Raw genomic sequence first — 21,749 nt, forward strand, 5'->3', positions numbered from 1 at the left:
AGTGATTCTCTTTCACCAATGATTTGGAGCATTATGCAAATAAATATCCGGCTTTTATTGCTCTGTGACGATGCTCTGAGCTGTCGCGAAATTACTCAAAGCTTAAAGGACAGGCATTCGTTTTTGAATGAGGTTCAACTCTTTCAGGTGGCTCATTTTTCTGAAGCCTTTGCCCTTTTGGAATCGAATGCCATCGATGTTGCCCTCCTCGATTTGAATTTGAAGGGTTTTCAAGGCCTGGAGACCTTAAGGCTTTTTCGTGAAAATTTTAAAACCATCCCCGTGATTGTCCTGAGTGCCTTGCACGATGAGGCTACTCCAAAACGGGCCTTGGAAGAAGGGGCCCAGGATTATTTAATCAAGGGGACCCTCGACTCACGCCTGCTAGCCAAGTCTATGACCTATGCCATCGAGAGAGCCCGTTTATTGAATAATTTGGAAAATTCGAGTGAAGAGCGTTTTCATTACATGATTGATCAGAGTGCGGATGGCTTGATCGTCATCGATGAAGCCCATGTGGTGAAATTTCTCAATCCGGCGGCAGAACTGCTGTTGCGACATCCCAAACATAAAATTTTAGGAAGACAATTGGGCTTTCCTCTTACTGAAAATCAGAACACCAAATTGGAAATTCCGCTTCCCGATGGCGAAAAAAAAATCGCGGAAGTACAAGTGGCGCAGATCGAGTGGGAAAATAAAAAGGCCTTTCTGCTTTCTATAACGGATGTGACCGAGTTGATGCGGCTGGAACAGATGCGTTCCGAGGTCAAAGAACGTCGCAGACTGGATAAACTGAAAGACGATTTTATTTCCACGGTTTCTCATGAATTGCGAACTCCTCTCACGATCGTCAAAGCGGCTATTAGCAATTTGAAAGATGGAGTGGTGGGGGAATTGACTGAGAAACAAAAGAGGGTGTTGGATATTACCAATCGGAATGTAGACCGCTTGGCGAGGCTCATCAACGATTTGCTGGATCTTTCTCGTTTGGAATCGGGCTTTGCAAAGATGAATCGCAGGCGTCTCAATTTGTTGCCCATTCTTCAAGAGGTTCTGCAGAGCTTTCAAACTGTGGCAAAAGAAAAAAATATCATCCTCGAAGCCTTTTTGCCTCCACACATTCCCATGGTCTATGCAGATCCCGATTTACTGAGTCAGGTGCTGCATAATTTAATGAACAATGCCCTGCGTTTTGCCAAAGAAAAAATAATACTGCGGGCGGTAAAGCTCGACCGCGAGGATTTGCGCATCAACATCGAGGATGATGGTCCGGGGATAGAAAAAAATCAGTTGGCCAATTTGTTCAACAAGTTTGTACAGGTCAATCGACCGGTGGGAGGAGAAGGCTACAAAGGGACGGGATTGGGACTGGTCATCTGCAAAGAAATTTTGGAACATCACAATGGCCAGATAGGGGTGGATAGTTTTGTGGGCATGGGAAGCTGTTTTTATTTTACCTTGCCCAAGTACGAAGAAGAGGTGGATTACGAAGTGGCCTTGCAAGGAGCATTGAAAGATGCGGAGGAGAGAAATAAAAAAGTTTCTTTGCTGGTGCTTCGTGTTTCTAACCTTGAAGAAATCAGGCTCGTTTGTGATGCGGAACAAATCGATGGTTTCATGAGCGAAGTAGAGGAGTGCCTGCAAAGCGAGGTGTTACGCCGTGAGGACAGGTTAATCTCACATCCTTTAAAGGCCTTTGTTCTTGTGGTGGCCGAAACCGCCTTGCTGGGGGCCACTTCGCTTCGAGTGCGGATGGAAAAAGAATTGAATAAAATTAAGTTGTTTAGTCAGGAGGGCCCCGTAAGGCCTGAATTTAAAATAGGCATTGCGGTTTATCCCGACGATACCCAGGAGCTGCCTCAGCTATTGGACCTTGCACAGCGTTCTTCCAAGGAGTCTGTATGAAAAAAATATTGATCATTGATGATGAAAGAGAACTTACCGAACTCATGAAAGACAGGCTAGAACTCGAAGGCTTTGAAGTGAGCTGTGCCTACGATGGAGTAGAAGGTTTGCTTCTTGCGACCCAAGAAAAGCCGGAGCTTATTTTACTCGATTTGCTCATCCCAAAAATGGATGGGCAGCAGGTGTACCAAACGCTCAAAAAAAATACCCAGACGGCTTCTATTCGGGTGATAGTTTTTACTGCAAACAATAAGGCTTTTGATACCTATTGGGAAAAAGAAGTGGGGGCTTTTAATTATCTTGTGAAGCCTTTTGATTTTAATCAGTTGCTGCGTCGCATTCGTGGAGAGAGGAGAAGAGGGGAGTGAGGCTTAGTCTTGGTCTTGCGCGATTTTATAAATATTTCCCGTTTTTTGTAGGGGCGGTGCCTCTGTGCCCGCCCGCAGATGGATGTGCTTTGAATCCAATTGAAAAGCAAAATCATGGGCGGGCACAGAGGCACCGCCCCTACAGGATTTTAAATATTATTATAAAATCGTGTAAAATGAATTGCTTGAGTTTACTTTTCTTTTCCCTCTTCTTTTTCTCCCCCAACACCGCAGAAAGCCAGGAGATCCACGAAATCCCCCGCCGTGTGCTTATTTTTTATGACACCGCGCAAACTCAAGATCCCTTTTTTAATTCCTTTCATCAGCAAGCCGAGGTCTGGCTGAATCATCTAGGTCTGCAGGCCTATTACTGGCGCAGTGATTGGCCACTTCCCAGCCCGGCGCATATGGAGGGGGTGAGGGGGATTGTGACCTGGTTTAAGCGTGCCAAGGTTTTTGCGGAACCGGCTGCTTATTGCCATTGGATCAAAGATCAAATGCAGCAGGGAAGAAAATGGATTATTTGGGAAGAGTTGGGTTTTGCCGAACAAGGTCCAAAACCTTTGGCTACCGAGTGTGTAGAGGCCTTGCAGGAGCTGGGTTTGCAGTACGGCGGGGAATTTAGCGATAATACTTATTTTTGGGAGCTGCTGAAAAAAAATCCGGAATGGGCTGAGTTTGAGCGGCCTTTGAAACTGACCGATTCTCTCACCTATAACCTTTTTAAACCGGTCCGTAGAGATTTAAACGTCTACCTTTCCATCCAAAGAAGAGATTTGGAGCAAAGCGAATCGGTAATGATAATGACCTCCCCCAAGGGGGGCTTTGTCCAAAACTCTTATGTGAGGGCCGTTAGCCCCGATCAGACCCAGATTCAGTGGAGGCTCAACCCTTATCTCTTTTTCAATGAGGCCCTTCAAATGCAGGGTTTGCCACGTCCCGATGTGACAACACAAAATGGAAAACGTCTCTTTTTATCAAATATTGACGGGGATGGAATTTTTAATGCCTCTCAAAAAAAAGAAAATGCCTATTCGGGTGAAGTGATTTTGGAAGACATCCTGAAAAAATATCCCCAGTTGCCCATTTCGACTTCTCTCATTGTGGGCTACCTTGATCTACTCAGCTATCAGACCCCACGCATTCAGGAGCTGTACAAAAATATATTAAGTCTTCCCAATACCGAAGTGGTGGCCCATGCCTACTCCCATCCTCTGGTTTGGGATAAAGGAAAGCTTTCTTTGGAAGTACCCCACTATCAGTTTGATCCCGTGCAGGAAGTGTCTCGCGCCCAGAGCCGCCTGGATGGATACCTGCAACAAAATCATATTTCCAAAAAAGTAAGTCTTTTCAGTTGGAGTGGAAATTCTCTCCCTCAGGAAAATGCGCTGAAAACTACCTATGATTTGGGTCTGAAAAATATCAATGGGGGAATGACTCGCTTTGATGCCCTGCACAAGAGTTATGCCTATCTTTATCCCTTGGGAATCTTCAGAGGGCCTTATCTGCAGGTCTATTCCCCTTCGAGTAATGAAAATGTGTATACAAATTTATGGCAGGGCCCTTTTTATGGTTTTAGAGATTTAAGACTTCTCTGGGATCGCAGCGAAAATCCAATTCGACTCAAACCCCTCATGCTTTATTATCATTATTATAGTGGCGAAAGGCTGGCCTCTCTCAAGGTGCTGCAAGAACTTTACGAGGATGCCTTAAGCCAGGAGCCTTTTCCTCTATTTACTTCTGAATACGTGGCAGAGGTTCAAGATTTTTTTTCAACGCAACTCAAGCAAGTGTCTGCCAGCAGCTTTGAAATCAATACTCAGGGGGCTTTAAAGACGATTCGCTTCGACCACGAAAAAAGAAATATAGATCTCAAACAATCGAAGGGGATTTTGGGCTTTGGCCATTTTCAAGATAATCTCTACGTTTGGTTGAACGAAGATTTAAATCACTTGCTGGTGCTGGATGCCAAAGAACAAGCGCTGCCTTATTTGCTGGATTCCAACGCAAAGATAAAATCTTTTCGAGCGACAAGCTCGCAGATTGAATTCGACGCCCAAGGCTGGCTGAGTCCAAAAATTCGTCTAGCGGGACTGGAAAAAAATAAAAAATTTATCTTGGAAGAGGAGCATGAAACGAGACCTGTGGAAAGTGATGGCCAGGGTCAGGTGACTTTAGCGTTAACAAATAATATTCAAAACAGGTTTGTCCATGTCCGTCTCTTACCCCAGACTTTCTAAAATCAGGATTCTGCTATTGTTTGTGGCCTTTGCGGGGCTCGCTTATTTCCTCTATCCGCGCGATCTTTTTTTGGCCCGGCTGTATGAACAGAATGAATCTTACGTCCGTGCCGAAAAATATTACAGTCAATATTTGGAAAACCACCCCGCCAATAAGAATATCGCTCTCAAACTTCTTTCGCTTTACGAGCGCATAGGTACGCCTGAAAAAGCCAAGCCCTACTTGGAGCGGCTGATTGCGATTCGCTATAAAGATTGGGATTTAGCGCAAGTCTATTTGAATTATCTGGATGAACAAAATTTGAGAGAAGAGGCTTTTCAATCACGTTTAAAAATAGCGCGAGAGTTTAAGGAAGATAAACAGATTCCTAAACGAAAAATCGAGACACTGCTTGAAGACGCCCTGCAATATGCGCTCTGGGAACAAAAGACGGACGAGGCTTATAGCATTTTGGGAGAGCTTGTTCAAATAGGTTCCAAGCCCGAAGATTACCTCAGTCTGCTTTTACAACTAGATCAGGGTTTGAAAAAAACCGGGGCTTTAATCGCCCGGCTTGAAAAAGGGATAGCACAAGATCCAAACAACGAAAATTTACAGGAAGATCTCATTCAAATTTATCGAGTGATTGGAGAAGAGGAAAAAGCCTGGACTTTGACGGAGACCCTGCTGCAAAAAAAACCGAAGGCCTTGAACGGGTTGAAACTGGCCTATCATCTGGCAGAAAAAAGACAAAATTCGGAAAAGCAAATGGAGTTGGCCCAAAGGATAGAGGCGCTTCCTGATCTGAGTGAAGAGGATAAAAAAGATTTTGGACATATTCTGGCCTCGCTTTTTCTACAAGCGGGAAAGTTGGAACAGGCGCTGATTTATCTCAACCAGCTTTTGCAGAGTTATCCTCAAGATCAAAGTTTGTGGAAAGATAAAATTGCCCTTCTTTCAAAGCAAAAAAAATGGGATCTCTTTTTCCCCTTCATTGAAGAATATCAAAAACATTTTCCGGAGGATGCTGAAGTTCAGCCACTTTTATTTCAGGTTTATCTTTATGAGCTCAAGGACTCTCAGAAGCTCGATTTTTATCTTGGCTTTTTAAGCGCCCATCCCGATTTAAAGCGAGCACAAGAGCTGGCCTATTTTTATCAGAATACAAACCCAGATCTTTTTGAAAAAGCACTTTTAGGATTGGAGAAAATTTTTCCGAAAAATACCTTGTGGCTGGAGCTTCGCTATCAGAAGGCCTTGCAGGAGAAGAAAGAAACCCTGGCTTTGGAAGTATTACTCAAAATTGAAAGTAAGCGCCCTTTGAGGGCTGAGGAGCTTGAGGCGATGGCAAGTCTTTATTACGACCTTGGAAACCACGCGCAGAGCCTAAACACCTTCGAAAAACTGGCGCAGCTTCGACCGACTGCTGCGACCTATAAAAAAGTGGGGCTTGAATTTTACTATGTCCATCAACTGACAAAAGCCAAAGACTATCTGCAAAAGGCCTTCTTGAAAGCGCCTCAAGATGCCAGTCTGGCTTATTATTTGTCTGAAATCAGTCTAGAACAGAAGAATAAAAAAGAATTTCTCAGTTATGCCCAAAAAAGTAAGGGGCTTTTTGAAAAACAAAAAAATAAGACGCCCGAAGAACAGAAGCAACAATGGACCTTACAACTGCGTGTCGACCTGGAAACTAAAAACTTCAAAAAGGCCTATGTAGCATTGAAGAGCGATCGCGAAAAAAATCCGTCTGGTTTTCTGTATAAAAAAGATCTGGCCTACGTGGCCTTCACTTTAAAAGATTACCAAGAGGCCGCAGTGTTATTGAAAGAGCTTGATCCCAAACATCAGGATCCTGAACTGAAAGATTTGCATCGCGGTTTGCAAGAGGCCTTTTCTCCCAAGCTCTCCACTTATTTTGAACTCACTCATTTGGGGGATGCCGTCCTTTATAGCGGGCATTTACAGCATCGTCAGCCTTTGAGCGCCTCGTTTTCCCTTTTGTCTCAATTGCAAGTCGGTCACTATCATATTGCTAGTTCCAATTTGAGTGGAGAGTTTAGCAGCCTCTCCACGGCCCTGGAGAAACGTTTCTTTCCCTACAAGCTCCAGACCGGTTTAGAGTTGGGCCTAAGCGAAGCACGCACTGTTGTTTCGCCCTGGTTAGAATTTGATTTTGAGCCTCATCCCTCTTACGGGCTGAGTTTTTTTTATCAAAATCATAAACTCAAAACGGATTTACCGGTTTCCATTATAGAGGGGAATCTGCAGGATGAGTGGAAGATCCGTCAGCAAGGAAATGTAAAAGACAAATTGCTTTGGAGTCTGGAGCTTGAAGCAAATCGACAAGTTTTGAAGACGGGTGAAAAGAGTGGAGGTTATGAAGTGATCCCCTCCTTACAATGGGTGTTTTTTCAAAAACCTTTTTTAAGTTTGGGGTATCAATATCAATGGGCCGAACAGAAAGGGGCGGATTTTCTACTCAAAGTTCCCTTGATAGAGCGTCTCAATATGCATACTCTCAATTTAAACTACTCCCAAAGCTGGGGCGATCAATTAAAAGTGGACGCCAATTTTTTTATAGGGGAAGATTTTAGCCGGCATCTACACGCCTTTGCGGGTGATCTTTGGGGTGTACAAACTCAAGTGCTGTATGCTCCCACTCATGCACTCGATCTATTTGCCCGCTATCAATATGCGCAAGAGGCAAATCAGGCGAATGTGGGGCATTCTCATCAGGCACAAATAGGATTAACTTTCTACTGGGGTTTCTATGGCAAGCGAAGGTAAAAAAATTTTAATTATAGATGATGAACCCGATTTTACCGAGTTGGCAGCCACCATGTTGGGCTTCCACGGTTTCCAGATGACTGCGGTGAATGATCCCTTGAGGGTAGAGAATACCATCGACCAGCATCCATTTGACTTGATTGTGACGGATCTCATGATGCCGGGCCTGGATGGTTTTAAACTTATTAAAAAAATTCGATCCCGGGTCTCTTATCAGCAAACTCCCTTGATTGTGTTGACGGCAAAAATAATAAGCGATGAAGAACGAAAATTTTTATTAAATCATCAGGTTCAAGTCGTCTCAAAACCTTTTCATCCTCATCAATTGGTAGAGCAGATTCGGAAGTTGTTAGTGTAGTTTATTCATATGATTTTTTTTAAAAAACACCCCTATCTCTACGAAATCCCCTTGGCCTTTATCCTCCTCTTGTGGGCCGCACAAATTTTTTATCCTAATTCTCCTGCTTTTAATGGGGTTGAGCCTCATCCTTTTTGGATCGTCCTTCTACTTTTTGCGCTTCGTTATGGTCTCAATGCAGGTATCTTAAGTGCCCTCCTCGCCGCAGGTCTTTATATTACTTATTCCTGGTTCTATTATGAACGCTATCTTTTAGAAGATTTTCAATTTTATATTTTACCAGGATTATTTCTGCTTGTGGGGGGGGCTTTAGGTTTGGTGGGGCAAAAATTTAAGGGACAGGTGTCAAATTTGGAGCAAGAAAAAGAGCAGCTTCAAGACTTACAGAAGAATTTGAAAGCTGAAATTGAAACTCAAAAAGAAATGAATCTGCAGTTAGAAAAAAAAATTGTCACTAAAAGTTCTACCTTGATTACCTTGTACGAAGGTGCGCGACGTTTTGATAATTTAAATCTGGAAGAACTTTATCCTGCTATTCTAGACTTCATCTTGAAAACTCTGGAGGCTTCTCAAGGCCTGATCTATATAAACGAGCAGCAAAGTTGGAAGCTGAAGAGCTCCATGGGCTTTACAGAGCCCCCTCTTCAGGCAGAAGTGTTGAGTTTTCTGGACTTAGTACTTTGCCAAAAACGCAGCCTTAGCTTGCGCGAGCTCTTGCAGCAAAATTCTGCCGCATCTAAGCTCTCTGCCTCTAAAATGCCTATCTTGATGGGCCCCTTACAAAAGGGAGAAGAGGGAGAAGTGCTGGGCGTTTTTTTAATCTATGAACTTCCTTTTCAAAATTTAAACTCTGCCACGCTGAATCTTTTTAGTTTCTTACTCTTATGGGCTTCACGCGCTTTGGGTCGAACGCTTCATTTTGAGGCGCATAAAAAAATGGAAATATTCGATCAAAATCTACAAGTGTTTTCCGAGAATTATTTTGAATCGCGGCTGGCAGAGGAATTTGAACGGGCAAGAACCTACTATTTGCCTTTATCCCTGGGGCAGATTGAGATCTCTCTCGAGGCCCTGACGGCTCTCCAAAGAGATCTTTTTTTGAAAGGAATTGTTCAGATCTTAAAGGATACATTGAGACCCATGGATGTTGTGGCTTATTTTCCAAACAATAAAATTCAATTTGCTTTTTTGCTGATCACCACGTCGGCCACACAAGCTGAAAATTTTAAAGAGAGAATATTTCAAAGTTTTAAATTTTTTTTAGAAGCGTGGAAAAAAACTCAGGCGGATTTGCATGTGGGCTTGGCCCTGACGCATTATGCCCCGCAGCTGAAAAGTCTAGAGGAATGGCGGGAGGGCTTGCGGTTTAAAAATGTTGGGTGACAGACTTCCTCCCCCCAGGAGAGGGGGATAAAATACTCTATGACACAAACCGAAAAAAAACGCTGGGGTCTCTTTCTGTTTGTCTGGTTGCTATCCGGTTTATTGCAACTTTTCTTTTTTCGACTTCTTTTTTTTAAAGCGTACAGTGCTCCAATATCTTTCGCCCTGTTTTCCACTCACCTTGGATCGTCGCTGGTTTATTTTATTTTGACCGAAGAGAAAAATAAACAGCGAGGGCGCGTTTGGCCCATTCAATTTTTTTTTCTTAGTTTTTTTATGCCGGGGATAAGCTTCATATTTTTACCCTTTCTTTGGGCTCAGCAATTGGAAGGCAATTTTGTAATGGACGACAAAGCGGAAATAGAAAGTCTGGAATTCAGCAAAGTGTTCTATGAAAAAGTATTAAGCCCTCAAGAAAAAATATTCGAAGCCTTGGACATTGAACCTTATGCGGATATTTTGGCGGGGCAGGATATTGAGCTAAAAAGAGGGGCCATTGAACGAATGGTGGAGTTGAAAAATAAAGAATCGATTCAACTTTTGGAGAAATATCGTTCGGACAATTCGAGTGAACTGCGTTTTTATGTTTTGAGCGCCCTGCATCGAATCCGACAGGAATTCGAGGAAGAATTAGCTGCTGCAAAAAAAGAAACGCAGGGAAATTTTTACAAAATTTCTGCCCGCATTTATTTGGCTAAGGTCTATCTGCAGTACGTTCAATCGGGTTTGTTAGACCGGAGCATGCAGAATAGTTATTTAGAGGAGGCAGCGCATCACCTTCGTGAGAGTTTGAATTCAGGGCATGCCCAAGCTCACGCCTTTGAAGTGTTGCTGGAGCTTTTCATTCTTCAAAAAAATTATGCCTCGGCCCTGCAACTATTAGAAGAAGCCTATCCTAAAGGATGGTGTAAGACCGATTTCTATTTTCAAAAGAAAACCGAACTTTTTTATGTTTCGAAGGATTATTTAGGTTTAAAACAATTTGTTGCGAATTTCCCTTTGGCTCAGCTTCAATCGACGAAGTCTACCCAACTCTATTACGGCTGGGGAGGGGAGGCTTATGCAAACACCTAATTCGATTACTTCACCTTTACAAAAGATTCGGGAAGCTCTGGAAGGAAGTAGCGAAGATGCCAGATACCAGGCCTGGATGACCCTTTATCGGGCAGAGCAGGCGGAATATGGGCAAGAATTAGATCGCATTCTTCAGGAGAAGGATCCCATCTTAAAAATAAAGTTGGCTCGTTTTTTGGCACAAATTCCAGAAAGCAAAGCCGTACAGCTTTTGGCAGTGCTGTTACTCTCAGAAAATTTGCTGGTTTTTGAGGCAGCCAAAAAGGCGTTTGAGAAGAATGCGTTAGAAAAGAAGGCAAAATTTCTGTTGTTTCTTTTACAAGATCCCTCTTTGGAAAAACGCCTCTTCGCCATTGAAAAATTGGCGCAGGCAAATATTTATGATGCCTTACCCCATTTTATCCAGCAGATTCAAAAGGCAGAAGAAATAGAAAAAATCGCTCTACTCAAGGCCTTTCGCTATTTAGCCGAACCTAAGGTATTTCCTCTTTTAAGAAAGATGTTTGAGGATAAAAACACCAAGCTGCGTCTCGAAGTCTTGTTTGCCCTCATTAAACTTTATGAAGAAGGACATTGGAGAAGTGAAAGAATTATTTTGCGAGCGCTGCAGGATGAAAGCGCAGAATTGCGTCGGGTGGCCTTGTGGGGTTTAAGACAGCGTCCAAAAAGACGGCATTGGAAATGCTTTGAGTTTTGTTTCGTGCATGATCAAGAGCTGTACGTGCGGGAAGAAGCTTTGAAGGGCCTTTGTTGCTATTCGCAAGAAAAAACTATTCGATTATTATTGCAGACAATAGGCCAAGAAAAAAATCCCGGTTTTGCCCTAAAAATAGAGGCACGACTGTTGGCTCTGCCCCAGGAAAAATTGAAAAAAGTTTTTTGGAAATTGGCAAATAAAAAAATATTTTTTGAGAATACCCGGGTACTTTTTTATTTGGCACTGTTACAAAAAAAATCTCAAAAAGTTTTCAAATTTCTTATTAAAAAAATAGCTGCAGGTGCGGCGCCCAAACAACAGGTACTGCTTCTGGAAGCCTTGGTAGAAATCAGGCTACCAGAAGCCATAAAGCTATTTGAAGCTTATTTAAACGAGAGTCCTCTTGAAACCTATTATGCTTTGCTAGGGATTATCCGACTAATGAAAGAGGGGATTCCCGTTCCACTCGAGAGCTATTTTGATAAAAATCTTCTTTCCCCCTTCTCTCAAGAAGTGTTGCTGAAGGAACTCCTCAAGATGAAACAAAAACCGCTTTCGGAAAAAAAACTGATGGCCTTGCTTTCTTACTCAGAAGCTAACGCTCAGCTTTCCATCACTTATCTGGCTGCCCTCAATTTGATAAAGATATCCAGTGAAGCAGGAGTGGAACGAATGCTCCGCAATTGTGCTCTGCAAAAAGATTTCCCCTTGCTCGAGTCGTTTCAAAAAATGATTACCTGTTTTTTTAAAGAAAATCCTGAGTTTGTTTTCAGGCTGCTAGAAAAAAATCATGAGAAGGAAGTCACTGCACTCCTTTTTAAAATTTTGTCTGAACTCGATTGGAGTGCTGAGCGTCTTGAAAAAGTTTTTCCTGCTTTGTTTTTGGCGTTTAGAAGTGGCTGTTCTTCATACCTTCAGAAAGATTTTTTTTATTTTTTGCAAGGGCTTCTTTATAATCAAAAGTCGGGGTTTCAGAGTTTGATGAGCACGCTTCAACTTCAGGAGCAGCACGGTTTTCTCGATTCGCTGAACACGGCTCCCTCGGATTTATTGTTGCACATAAAAAGTGAAGAGTTTTCTGAAATATTTTTTTCGGCACCGCCAGAAATTCAAAACAAGATGCTGCGTCTCTGTTCTGAAAAAAAACATGCTTCGTTTTATTCCTTTGCTGTATCTTTAATAAGCCGGATTTCGGACTTTGAATCGGAAATACTTAAAAATATTTTAAGCGACTGTATTGTGGAGCAAACTGTCTAATGGATGTTTGTCTTATATTAGAAGGGACCTATCCTTATGTGTCCGGTGGGGTTGCCACCTGGGTGCATCAACTCATTACTTCAATGAAGGGGATTAATTTTGGACTTTATTGCATTAGTGCGCATGCGGATCCTACCCGAAAACTGCAGTATGTGCTTCCTCCCAATGTGGTCTATTTTCAGGAGTTGTTTCTTCACGATTATAATTTGAGAAATATTAGTAAGCGCAAACCTGGCCCAGGAGATTTCAAAAAATTGAAAGACGTTTTGGAAGAAATAGGAGGAAAGAATTATAAAAATTTCCCTCAGTTGCTTGAGCTTTTTCAGGGAGAAGACGCCTGTTTCCATTCCAAAAATATTTTTGCCTCCCAGCAGATTTGGGACCTTTTAATTTCTTACTATGAACGTTTTGCCCCTGAAATTTCCTTCATCGATTTCTTTTGGACCTGGAGAAATATCTATCTGCCTGTGCTCGAAATCTTTCAGGCTCCGCTCCCTCGGGCCAAAATCTATCATGCCGTCTCCACCGGCTATGCGGGGTTGCTGGGTGTGGTCGCCAAATTACTTCAGGGAGAAAAACTGTTTATTACAGAACATGGCATTTACACCCATGAGCGAAAGCTGGAAATAGCTCAGGCCTCCTGGATTTTAGACCAAGAACAAAAACGCCCTCGTGCCTCACGAGAAATTTCCTTTTTCAAAAAATGGTGGACCGCTTTTTTTCAATTGCTTTCCAGTTTGGCTTACGATTCGGCGGATCAGGTTTTCACTCTTTTCGAAGGAAATAAAATCCGGCAAATTCTGGAAGGCTGTGCCCCAGAAAAATTGTGTATTATCCCCAATGGAATTCTCTTAGAAGAAACTCCCCTTTTAAAATCCAGGGAGAAGAAAGGCCCTTCAATCGGATTGGTGGGAAGGGTAGTGGAAATCAAAGATATTAAAACCTTCTTACGGGCCGCTGCATTGGTTTTGGAGATGAAACCCGAGACCGAATTTTATGTATTGGGCCCCCTGGAGGAAGAAAAGGAATATGCCGAGGAATGCATGGCTTTATCGGAAGAATTGGGATTAGATAAAAAAGTTCATTTTACAGGCAAAGTAGAAATGAAAGATTTTTACCCAATTTTGGATGTGCTTGTTTTAACCAGCTTGTCGGAATCTCAACCTTATGTCATTCTAGAGGCTTGCTGGATGGGTATTCCTGTGGTGGCAACGGATGTGGGGGCCTGCCGGGAAATGCTGGAGGGTAGCTCGGATTCCGAGGATAGGAACTTTGGAAAAAGCGGGTTACTTACCCCTGTCTCCAGCCCCCAAAAAACGGCGGAAGCGATTTTGGAACTTTTAGAACATCCCTCACTACGACAACAAATGGCGCATTCCGGGCGCGCGCGGGTGAAGAAATTTTACAATCAGGAGGATTTGCTTTCAAAGTATTTAAATTTTTATGAACAGAATTTATAACTTCCCTCTCCCTTGAGCAGGCATAGGTATCTACACAAATCAGCAAGGTACTAATTTTGTTACTCTTGGTGATCCCTCCCCTTAAGCTAAGGGGAGGTTAGGAGGGGTTATGAAAGATTTTGCAAATTAGAGAAGCCCAGAATTTTGCAAGATTTTCCATAACTCCCCCAACCCCCTCTTAGCTTAAGAGGGGGAAATATCAAAAGATGTGTAGATGCCTATGCTTGAGCAGGGGAAAGGGCTTTTGAGAAAAAACTCCCATGGCAGGCATAGGGTTTCGTTTACAAAAAATTTTACAAGGTCGTTCTTATACCGATTTCGCGCGCGCCTATCTTTTTTCAACGGTGATCGCAAGTGGGCCCTCACTTTTGGTCATGCTGAGTTTGGCACTGCTTCGTTATCGCCTGCAGTCCAGCTTCAATATGGAAGACCAGAAGCTGCTGGTTTCGCTATTTTCGTATCTTTATGCTTTTTCGATGATCGTGGTAGGGCCTTGTCTCTACGTTGTCACCCGATACCTGGCGGACATGGAATATTTGGGAAAACTGGCGGTGTTTTCTCCCACTTATTTTTCTTTGCTCAAAATTTTATTTTCTGTGGCCTCCCTTTTAGAATGGGGCTTTACTTATTCTTTATCTATCCCTTTTTCGGCTAAAGTTCTGCTCTGGGTCTTATTTTTATTAATCGTCGGCATTTGGGTGGCGCTCACTTTCATCAGCATTCTTCGGGGTTATAGCTGGATTGTCTTCGCCTTCTTTTCTGGGGGAGCGGGGGGGCTGTTGCTTTCCATCCCTTTTACCCAGTACTGGGGCTGGCAGGGTTTTATCGGCGCCTATACTTTGGGGCAGGGCCTGATCTTCTTCATTTTAACCATTCGCTTGGTAACCGAACTGGGCATGCCTTTTCAAAATGATTTTTCATTTTTAAGTTACTTTAAAAAACAACATTATTTGGTTTGGATTTGTACCTTTTATTTTGCGGGAAATTGGGTGGATAAATTCGTTTTCTGGGCTTCTCCTCATGCCGAAATTATTCTGGGAAAATTGGCCACTTGTCCTTTATACGATGCCCCCATTTTTTTAGCTTTTCTCACGATCGTGCCTGCCATGGCCTTTTTTCTTTTGCAGATGGAAAGCACCTTCGCAAAAAATTATCATTTGTACTTCGAATGTATCCGCAGACGCAGTCCACTTCATACTATTCTCGGGCAGAAGAGGGCGATGGTCTCCGAGTTGTATGGGCATTTTAAACAATTCATGCTTTTTCAAGGAATCGTCTCCCTGCTTATCGTGTTGATGATGGAAGAAGTCTGTAATTATTTTATGATCGAGCCTCATCAGATGGGAATTTTTAGGATTGGTATCTTGGGCGCTTTTTTGCAGATGATGTTTGTGATGTTGCTGACCCTGCTTTTTTATTTTGATTTTCTTCAAGAGGCATTTTGGATGAGTCTGCTCTACTTTGTCAGTAACGCCCTGTTGACCCTGGCAACTCTGCAACTAGGCTTAGCTTCTTATGGTTATGGAGTCACAATCTCCTGCCTTATTTCTTCGTTTTTCACTTTCTTGCTTTTGGACAGCCGCCTTAAATATCTGGAGTATTACACCTTTATGAAGCAGCCTATTTCATTCCCTCCTTTTTCTTATGAGGAAGAGCTTTTTTGAGTACAACAAGTCTTATTCACGGTTGACTAGATTCAGGGTAGGCGATATGGGGCCCTGCATCTAAAACATAGGGAGAATACATGAAAAAAATATCTTTTTTAATGCTTGTACTGCTGTTGAGTGTCACTGCCTGTAAACAGAACAAACCGAGTCAAAAGAGTCCCTCTCATGCTTCGCCATTTGATCTTTCTATGACCGAAACAGCTCCGGGGATGGAGGATAATAAATCGGGTTCAGGGAAGGTGATTGAAACTATGAACTCTGGTGGCTATACCTACGCAAAGATTGATGTTGATGGAACCAAGCTGTGGGTAGCTGGTAAAGAAACAGCTCTGACTGTGGGTAAAAAGGCAAGCTTTTCGGGAGGCATGCCGATGATGAACTTCCATAGCAAGACACTCAATCGAACCTTTGACGTGATTTACTTTGCATCTTCTCTTCAGGCTGGGACTGCCACGGCACCCAAATCCACTTCACCTGAATCTGTACCTGATCAAACTCAAGCCCCTCACACAGGGGCCCCGATTCCAGTGACAGAGCATGTCGTAGGAATCAAGAAGGCCGAAGGGGGTAAGACTATCGCCGAGATTTTTGCTCAAAAGGCTAATCTCTCGGGTAAAGAGCTTGTCGTCCGTGGAAAAGTGGTCAAGTACAACGGAGGAATCATGGACCGCAACTGGCTGCACATTCAGGATGGATCAGGTACGTTGGGGAGCAACGACCTGACAGTCACCAGCACGGATACAGCGGCTGTTGGCAATACCGTTCTGGTCCGCGGAATACTTGCTACTGAACAAGATTTTGGTGGGGGATATAAATACAGCATCGTGCTGGAGAAGGCCAAAATCACTGTAGAATAGAAATCTCAGAAACATCACGAGAATGAATTCCCTCTTGCCTTGTTATAGGGGGGTTCATTCTTGTTCAAAATAATTTACTCGATAACCGCATAAAATCCTTATCAAATCTTAAAACACAAAATTATATATTCATTTTTTACGCAACATTCCTTGCTAGCATACGATAACCATAGTGTCGTTATTTGTGCTTGTTGTGATCCGCATCATACCCTTATAATGTCGGGTGGGGCTAGTTGCGGTTTAACTTTTTTGTTCACACTTTTATTAAGCCTTTTATGAGACTTTTTATACGACCTTACCCATTGAACTTCATCCTCTGTTTTTTTCTCATTTTATTTGCAGGATGTTCCAATACAAATCCACCGGATCCGGTAGGGCCAAGTACTGGAATTGCAGTTTCACCCAGTGAGAGTCCCACTTCTCAGATCGTTCCTCATACGGAGCCCTGGATTCCTTTACACGGAACCTGGGTCAATCAAAACGGTATTCAGGTTTGCCTAAACTGCCACAAAATCTCTTCAACCGATGTCGAAAGAGCTCCTACCTGCTTTTCTTGTCATCCCTTCCCCCACACGGAGGGGTGGGTTCAAAAAGAAAATCATGGGGCCTATGCCCTGGCACAGGGACAAAACGTTTGCACTCTATGTCACGGCGATGACTTCAAGGGAGGAATTTCAGAAATCTCTTGCAACACCTGTCATACAATTTTTCCACACACGGCCTCTTGGGCAGACCCTGGTGAACATGGCAATGTTGCGAAGGGAGATGGGAAGAACCTCTGTAAAGGTTGTCATGGCGATGATTTTAACACAATGCTTTCGGGGAAATCCTGTAAATCTTGCCACAACAATGTATATCCTCACCCAACGGATTGGAGAAATAAGGAAAATCATGGGCAATGGGTTGCAACCAATGGAAGTGCAAGCTGCGCTACACAATGTCATGGGACGGATCTGAGTGGTGGGCTTTCTGGAGTGGCCTGTAGGTCTTGTCATAATGGAATCTATCCCCATGCAGCTGGGTGGCAGGATAATCATGGTGCAACGGCTAATCGTTTAGGAAAAGCTGCCTGCCAAGACTGCCATGGCAGTGACTTTAAGCAGATGCTCGCTGGAAAAAATTGTTTTTCGTGCCATGCCGATTATCCACATCCGGAGAGTACCACCTGGATCCCTTTCCAGGGAGGTCACGGAGAGAGGGTCAAAACCAATGGATCTACGGATGCCTGCAAACTTTGCCATGGAACTGATCTGAAGACAGTAAAGCCGGACGGCAGGAACTGTTTCAGCTGTCATGCTTCCTATCCCCATCAGATAGTCTCTTCCACCTGGAATACCTTTGATGGACATGCTCGTTATGTTCTGGAAACGGCTCATGGTTCCAAAGAAGAATGTAAAAACTGCCATGGGACTGATCTTCGGGGGGGTAATCGAGGAAACCCCACCTGCTTTAATTCGGCCTGTCACGCCTCCTACCCACACCTGGACGGCTGGCTAAGACCAGTGGGGCAAACCCAGGAGCATGCTGTCTATGCTCATTCTAATGGCACTACCAGCTGTGCCACAGCCCATTGTCATGGAGTGGGGCTTGTTTCGGTTGCTGGCGTTACCTACGGATTGAGTTGCACCGGTTGCCATCAGAGCTACCCCCATATCCCCGATTGGGCCTTGGGGACCAATCATGGCCGACAGGCCTTGGTAGATACAAACATCACTGGTTGTAAGGCCTGTCATGGCGATGCCTTGGACCGGAGAACCAGCACAACCTTAGTCGGTCACGGTGCCTGTGCGGAATGTCATCCAAGCTATACCAGACACCGGAGTGCGCTCCTGGTAGCCGCTACCGATAACCATTGGGCTAGAGGAACAGAACATGGGACTTATGTTCTAGACCCCTCCCGGGATCGAGTGACCACACTCACTGAGTGTCAGAAATGCCATGGTTCAGATTATCGGGGTGGACTCTCGGGACAAAGCTGTAAAGACTCAAGCTGTCATGAGACCTATCCTCATCTTGCGGGATGGGCCCCTAGCAGCGATGGTCATGCCTCAGATCACGGCCCTCAAGCGGCTGCTAATTTTAATGCCTGTCGAGCCTGTCATGGAGCCGATTTGAATATTGCCCCCGTAACTGGGCATGGCTCTTGTTCTGCTGCCTCCTGTCATCCCAGCTATGCTCAACACCGTTCAGATGGAATCTTTCGGGAAGCTTGGCGTACCTTTGACGGGCATGGGGCTTTCCTCATGGGGCCACTAGGCTCTACTCCTCCACCGATCAGTACTCGTTACAATGAATGCAAAACCTGTCACGGAAGTGATTTGAGCAGAAATATCAACGATCGAAATTGCAATTCCTGTCATCAAAACTATCCTCATCCAGCAGGCTGGGCAGACCCAAGCAATCATGGCCATTTTGTGAGAGAAAATGGTTCCACCTCCTGTGCTCAAGCTCAATGTCATGGCACCGGCCTTATTCCCACCACAGAAACTCGTGGGACGAATTGTGCCAGCTCAGGTTGCCATACCGATTTTCCGCATCTGGCCGGCTGGGGCCCGTCAACTGATGGAAGCACTTCACGTCATGGAACCGTTGCAATTTCTGGAACCGAGATTGAGGCTTGCAAGGCCTGCCATGGGGCGGATCTCTCCAATGAAATGGTCGCTAGTGCCGACCCTCGGGGAAGAGGATCTTGTGTAGATTGCCATGCCGTTTATTCCCAACACGGAAGGGTGCGGGGTGTTTCCACCTGGACCGGGCCCGGAGCTGGATCTCATGGCCCCTACATTCGCGGGGCAAGTGGGGAATTCACCAAGGCTCAAAGAAATGCCAAACTCCTCGAATGTAAAACCTGTCATGGCGCAAACTTTGATGCCCCTATTCCCAGCGGAAACTGTAGGGGATGTCATGTCAGCTATCCTCACCAGGACAGCACGGCAGGGCGATGGATTGCGGGTGCTGTTCATGGAGCAGCCGCCATTTCAGACCTCAATAATTGCAAGACCTGTCATGGTGCCGGCTTGAACAATGTCATGATTACAGACACTGCAGCGGCAAGTACAGGATCCTGTGTCAGCTGTCACTCCAGCTACGCCCAACATCGCCGATCTACAGAAACTCCTACAACTCCTTCACTATGGCCTACTACAGGGCATGGGCAGTATGTTTTGGGTCCCGTCGGGGCAAGAAATAGCGAAGCTGTAAAGGCCACTAAGCTGACCGAATGCCAGACTTGTCACGGCGCCGATTATTCAGGTGGCATTTCGGGAACAGCTTGCAGGTCGTGTCATGAGAGTTATCCACAAAGACACATTCCCGGAGCTACCTGGGGGACCTATGCAGGGCACGGAGCCTCTCTCATGGGCGCTCCTGGAAGTACCCCTGCGCCAGTCGGTACGCGTTATAACGACTGTAAACTTTGCCACGGAAATGATTTGAGAACGGATGTGGGTAGCAGTGGAACCAGCGGAACGACTTGCTATAGCTGTCATCAAAACTATCCTCACCTCGATCTTGATGCCTGGAGAACTGGTCAGCATGGCAGTGTTGTTCGTAGCAGCGGAACACGCAGTTGTGCGGAGGCAGAATGTCACGGAACTGGTCTTATTCCCACCACGGGAGTAACCCGTGGACCAAGCTGCAGCCAGACTGGATGTCACAGCAATTTTCCACATACAACGGGCTGGTATCCGGTCACAGGGTCGAGCACGATTTCAACACACGGAACCACCGCCATCTCCGATATCGATTCTTGCAAACGCTGCCACGGTGCCGATCTGGGGAATGTCCTCAGTAGCACAGGCACCGGTGGGCATTCTTGCAACAATTGCCACAGCACCTACTCCAGACACGCTCGGGTGGCTGGTTCAACTACTCCTCTCTGGAGAGATGCTCATGGGGCTTATATCAACGGGGCAAGTCGAGAGTTCACGAGGGCTCAGAGGGATACCAATCTCCTTGAATGCAAAACCTGTCATGGAGAACACTTCGATGCCATTCCAAGCGCAAACTGCAGCAGGAGCTGCCATTCCAGCTATCCTCACCAGGATGGTACCGCTGGGCGATGGATTACGGGTGCCGCTCATGGCGCAGCGGCTATTTCAGATATCAATAATTGCAAGACCTGCCATGGTGCGGGGTTGAACAATGTCATGATTAGCGATCCTACGGCCACAAGCACGGGGGCTTGCACTAGTTGTCATGCCAGCTATGCCCGGCATCCACGCGCTACAGGCAGTTCCTCAACCTGGTCTAGTACAGAACATGGACAATATATTTTGGGGCCAGTGGGGGCAAGATATTCAGCCGCGGACAGGGCTGCCAAGTTGACCGAATGCCAGGCCTGCCATGGAAGCGATTATTCGGGAGGTCTCGCTGGGGTAGCCTGCCGAACTTGCCATGAAAGTTATCCACAAAAGCATGCACAGAGCGGTTGGGGAACCTATAATGACAGCGGAAATGGACATGGGAACCATGTCTTGGTTAATTTAGACAATGTGAAAGCCTCTTGTAAACTATGCCATGGAACTGATCTGCGTGGAGGAAATTCCGGGGTTGATTGCAGCAACAGCGGATGTCACGCCAATTACCCTCATGGTGACCCCGCCAGCGCTAGAAGTCTCAGCGATGAACCCATTACCAGTGCGTGGATTTCTACAGGACATGGCCCTGCTTCACTGGTAGGCGCCTCTACTTTTAGTGGGCCTACTGCCAGAGTAAATAATTGCGGCAGTGCGAATTGCCATGGGCCAACGTTGTCTGGAAGAGTGGTCACTGCAGCGGATGGCACGAGGATAGAAGTGTATACCTGTACACTCTGTCACACAGAATTCCCTCATGAAACCAACCCCGCTTGGTTGAGACCAGGACGAACGTCCCCAGGAGAACCCAAAAACCATGCCCTGAAAATGATTGAAGAATCGAGGGTTGGAGGCAATTGCTACGGATGCCATGGAAGCAGTTATGAGCGAAGACTTGGTGGAATCGCCTGCACCGATTGCCATACCAGCGGTGTCACACACACGGCTTCCTGGTGGGTTTCCGGGCCGACCACTCCTTTCCCTGCCTCTCCAGAACACGGGAACTATTTACATTCTGTTTCCTTCACCTCTGCAACTTCAGCGACCCAAAATTGTAAAGATTGCCATGGTCATGTCTCCCCCATCAATGATGTTGCCGTTGATTTTTTACCAACTGATATCAGAAGCAGTTTGGAAACCCGCTCTGATTGTTATCGTTGCCACTGGGCCTATCCCCACAAGAGTTTTTTTGCTCGCAGCCCCTTGAGTAGAGCCTACGATTGGTCTTTGGGGCATGCCTTCTACGTAACCGATAGTCCTCTTTTTGTCGATGAAACGGGCGCGCGTCCCAGTCCTACAGATCCTACCGACTTTTGGACAGTTATGTGGGCTTCTAATTTCTCTAACGCCCGACGAGTAACCTGTGAACAGGGAGGGGGCTGTCATTCCTCCAGAAGAACAAGCACCACCATGTGCTCGACGGCTTGTCATCCTGTTGGGCGATAAGTTTTGAATTGATTGTCAGCAGAAATGAGGGCTTAAAATCAGCTCACCGACTTTAAATGTGAGACTCCCGACTTCCGCACTAGCGGTTACAGATTCTTTAAAAAACAATAGCTTATAAAAATAAGGGGGCACTACATTTTTCTTTTTTATACGGTCAGTAAAGTGGCCTTTTGTTTTCGGACTAATCCAAA

12 protein-coding genes are annotated in these 21,749 nt (G+C 45.1%); all 12 read left to right on the forward strand.

The annotated features are described in order from the left end of the window. Positions 1-33: 33 nt before the first annotated feature. Complete coding sequence (locus tag HQM15_07980; protein ID MBF0492703.1) at positions 34-1,905, forward strand: response regulator; 1,872 nt, start codon at positions 34-36, stop codon at positions 1,903-1,905. Then, entirely contained in the window at positions 1,902-2,273 is a 372-nt protein-coding gene (locus HQM15_07985; GenBank protein MBF0492704.1) for a response regulator, read from the forward strand. The genes HQM15_07980 and HQM15_07985 overlap by 4 nt, the downstream gene beginning before the upstream one ends. A gap of 185 nt (positions 2,274-2,458) precedes the next feature. Continuing rightward, on the forward strand, positions 2,459-4,513 hold the full coding sequence (locus HQM15_07990) for a hypothetical protein (GenBank protein MBF0492705.1): 2,055 nt from the start codon (positions 2,459-2,461) through the stop codon (positions 4,511-4,513). Next, positions 4,485-7,283, forward strand: a complete 2,799-nt coding sequence (locus HQM15_07995; GenBank protein ID MBF0492706.1) for a tetratricopeptide repeat protein — start codon at positions 4,485-4,487, stop codon at positions 7,281-7,283. The genes HQM15_07990 and HQM15_07995 overlap by 29 nt, the downstream gene beginning before the upstream one ends. After that, positions 7,267-7,641 carry a response regulator transcription factor gene (locus HQM15_08000; protein ID MBF0492707.1) on the forward strand — a complete coding sequence of 125 codons (375 nt, stop codon included), beginning with the start codon at positions 7,267-7,269 and terminating at the stop codon, positions 7,639-7,641. The genes HQM15_07995 and HQM15_08000 overlap by 17 nt, the downstream gene beginning before the upstream one ends. A gap of 9 nt (positions 7,642-7,650) precedes the next feature. Then, positions 7,651-9,024 (forward strand): hypothetical protein, encoded by a 1,374-nt coding sequence (locus HQM15_08005; protein MBF0492708.1) that lies wholly within the window; start codon positions 7,651-7,653, stop codon positions 9,022-9,024. A 39-nt stretch (positions 9,025-9,063) separates the two neighbouring features. Further along, positions 9,064-10,098, forward strand: a complete 1,035-nt coding sequence (locus HQM15_08010; GenBank protein MBF0492709.1) for a hypothetical protein — start codon at positions 9,064-9,066, stop codon at positions 10,096-10,098. Then, positions 10,085-12,052, forward strand: a complete 1,968-nt coding sequence (locus tag HQM15_08015) for a HEAT repeat domain-containing protein (GenBank protein MBF0492710.1) — start codon at positions 10,085-10,087, stop codon at positions 12,050-12,052. Before HQM15_08010 ends, HQM15_08015 begins: the two co-directional genes overlap by 14 nt. Then, on the forward strand, positions 12,052-13,512 hold the full coding sequence (gene pelF, locus HQM15_08020; protein ID MBF0492711.1) for a GT4 family glycosyltransferase PelF: 1,461 nt from the start codon (positions 12,052-12,054) through the stop codon (positions 13,510-13,512). The genes HQM15_08015 and pelF overlap by 1 nt, the downstream gene beginning before the upstream one ends. 260 nt (positions 13,513-13,772) lie before the next feature. Further along, entirely contained in the window at positions 13,773-15,176 is a 1,404-nt protein-coding gene (pelG, locus tag HQM15_08025; GenBank protein MBF0492712.1) for an exopolysaccharide Pel transporter PelG, read from the forward strand. A gap of 254 nt (positions 15,177-15,430) precedes the next feature. Next, complete coding sequence (locus tag HQM15_08030) at positions 15,431-16,036, forward strand: DNA-binding protein (protein MBF0492713.1); 606 nt, start codon at positions 15,431-15,433, stop codon at positions 16,034-16,036. Positions 16,037-16,311: 275 nt separating this feature from the next. Next, the gene (locus HQM15_08035) at positions 16,312-21,558 is read left to right on the forward strand and encodes a hypothetical protein (GenBank protein MBF0492714.1); all 5,247 of its coding nucleotides are present in this window, start codon (positions 16,312-16,314) and stop codon (positions 21,556-21,558) included. Positions 21,559-21,749: the final 191 nt, after the last annotated feature.

The organism is Deltaproteobacteria bacterium (assembly GCA_015233135.1).
GTDB lineage: Bacteria > UBA10199 > UBA10199 > JADFYH01 > JADFYH01 > JADFYH01.